At 33.3% G+C, this 2,556-nt stretch carries 2 protein-coding genes; both read right to left on the bottom strand.

Translation table 11 applies throughout. From position 1 onward, the window contains the following. Window positions 1-536, bottom strand: a 536-nt coding sequence (locus N4A42_RS07470) for an NUDIX domain-containing protein (RefSeq protein ID WP_294072144.1), incomplete at its 3' end; no start/stop codon positions are given. 38 nt (window positions 537-574) lie between these two features. Next, window positions 575-2,536 (bottom strand): AAA family ATPase, encoded by a 1,962-nt coding sequence (locus tag N4A42_RS07465; RefSeq protein ID WP_294072140.1) that lies wholly within the window; start codon window positions 2,534-2,536, stop codon window positions 575-577. Window positions 2,537-2,556 lie beyond the last annotated feature (20 nt).

Genomic DNA, 2,556 nt, shown 5'->3' with positions numbered 1-2,556 from the left:
GTTTTTGCATCGATAATATCACCGCTTGCCATCATATTGACTGCCTGTTTAAATGGTATTTCTAATATTTCTATTTCTTCGTGCTCACTCTCTAAACCACCTCCATCATTTATTTTCATAGCATCATTATACTCTGCTACATATAAATACATCTTTTCTGTTAATGCTCCTGGTGATGTATAAGCAGTTAACACTTGTTTGGCATCATTAATTTTATAACCCGTTTCTTCTTCGGTTTCTCTTATTACAGTTTCTAGAGAATCATCATTACCATCAATTGCTCCTGCACAAACTTCAATAGACATTGCCTCTCCACTATTAACTTCATAAATAGGCATTCTAAATTGTCTAGTTAAAATTACAGTTCTTCTTTCTGTATTATATAATAATATAGCTGCACCATTTCCACGATTATAAGTTTCGCGAGATAATCGTTTCCATTCACCATTTTTAAACTTAAAATCATAATCTATACGATCTAATTTTGCCCAAGCTTTTGAAAGATTATTGTGTTCTATATTTTTTAGATTATTCATAAGCCTATCTTAAATCTTGCCCTTTGTAAAAGATTTTATTAGTCTTTTTTGTTAAACTGTTCTCTTGCTTCAGTTTCAATATTTAATTGGTTGATTCTGACATCAACTTTTCTCTTAAAATCGGTATCTGCAATGGTTGCTACATTATCTAAATAGCGTACTACTTCTTGTCGTCTTATATCACTAAAATCTAGTCCTTTCATGTTAGCTCGCATCAATTCTTGCAACATACCAAACTTAGTGTCGTAATCCTTCTTAAAATATATTTCAGGATTTTCGAACCAATCTCGTTCTAAATCAAAATCGGTCAATCGTAATGATACTGCCTTTTGGATATTACGAACATCTCGAGATGAAAAGAATGGAAATATTTTCTGAATTTCAGTATATAAATGTGCATAAAACATATGCTCATTATCCTTGTATTTGCTCGATACTTTTTCAAAGGTATCTAATACTCTCTCTTCAGTTGGTTTATCTATTTTTTCTAAAATTTCACCTAGATTCTTAGCAACTTGCTGAGCATCGAGATAATTGTAATCGTTAGGGTTGCTCATATTTATAAAATCTGGCATGGTGTCTTCTAACTTTCTCCACCATAAATAATCCTGATCTACAAAATCTTTTTCATTACGCGCTCCATCTATTTTAAAACGTCCTTGCACACGCGAAATCACAGCCTTATCTAGCATTTCAGGCAAGTTCGTAAATAAACCTATGGAACTGTTACCGTAATTAACAGCATAAGCGCCTTCGGTATATCTTAAAAATACTCCGATTACTTCTTTAACACCTGCTGATACCCCTTGTGTTGTACGTTCCTGTAGGTTATTCTCTGCATCATCTATTGGTGCAAAAATGAGCCGTGTTGGATCTTGCAGAGGTTTCATCCACTCTACCATTTTCTCGGCAGAACCACCTTGAAATGTACTAATCAACGTATCTGGCATAGGATGGAATAAAAACGGAATATCTAAATTTTCACTATGCTCTTTTAGTCGAGTTGCAATGGCTGCAATTAACATACTTTTTCCTGTACCAGGAATTCCGTAACCCATAAATACAGGCATAAAACCACCTAATTCCTGAAACGGATTTTTCTTGGCTTCAAAATCGTAGCTCAACAAGCGTTCTGTTAAACGTCTTGCAAAATGCTTGGCATCTTTGTTACCTACTATCTGTTCAAACTGTATTTTATTAAACTCAACACTAACTGCTGTACCAGCAAAAACATTATTCCAACCATCAATAGCAAACTCAGAGTTTTCTAACTTATAAGCTCTATCCTCAATAGTTTCTGTATATTCTAAACTGCTTTTTCTAAGTTGAATTTCATCAATAAGTGCTTCAAAATATACTACAGTAAAATCTATAACATCTTTATCTGTCTTTATAATGTCTGGATGTCCTAAATATTTATCATAATAGAATAATTGGCACGAAATTCCTTTTAATGGAGACAAAAACGAGACTTCTGGAATACCAGCAAATTTCTGTTTCATTACAGATAAATCATCTGAAGCATGTGGCTTTAAATCGTGTAAAATTTTATATGCTGTTGCGAATAGCATAAAAGCTGTTGCTGTAAGCATTTTGCTTTCGTACTCGCGCTTTCCTGAATTGTCTAAAGCCGATTTGTTTTCACTTAAAGTGGATAATCCTGAAGCATCATAATAACTGTCCTTTACCCAAATACCAAGTGTTATTCCTTCTTGTACAGTATATAAGGTTTGGTTTAAATAAATAGGAATTGCAACAGACTCTGGCAACAAACGCTTTTTTAAGGCTAAAATGGTTTTAGATACAGAAGTTACAGATATACTACTACCATTATTAGCACGAGATAAATACAACAAAATAGATTCATCTTTACCATCATTATCTCTATTCTTAGCACGTTGACTCTGCTCCCATTGAATAGACTTTAGGTAAGATGTTGCTTCATCTCGAAGCATATCGAGCTCATTTTGTTTTATAGGGAATGTTGAGTTGTGTTCCATTTATTTTTAGTATTCAGTTT

The sequence above is a fragment of the Winogradskyella sp. genome (genome assembly GCF_025210595.1).
Lineage (GTDB): Bacteria > Bacteroidota > Bacteroidia > Flavobacteriales > Flavobacteriaceae > Winogradskyella.
The sequence above is the reverse complement of the archived record's forward strand: the minus strand, read 5'-3'. Positions and strand labels throughout refer to the sequence as shown.

Coding starts and splice junctions, on each gene's coding strand:
- N4A42_RS07465 (WP_294072140.1), bottom strand. CDS start 2,536: ATGGAACACAACTCAACATTCCCTATAAAACAAAATGAGCTCGATATG.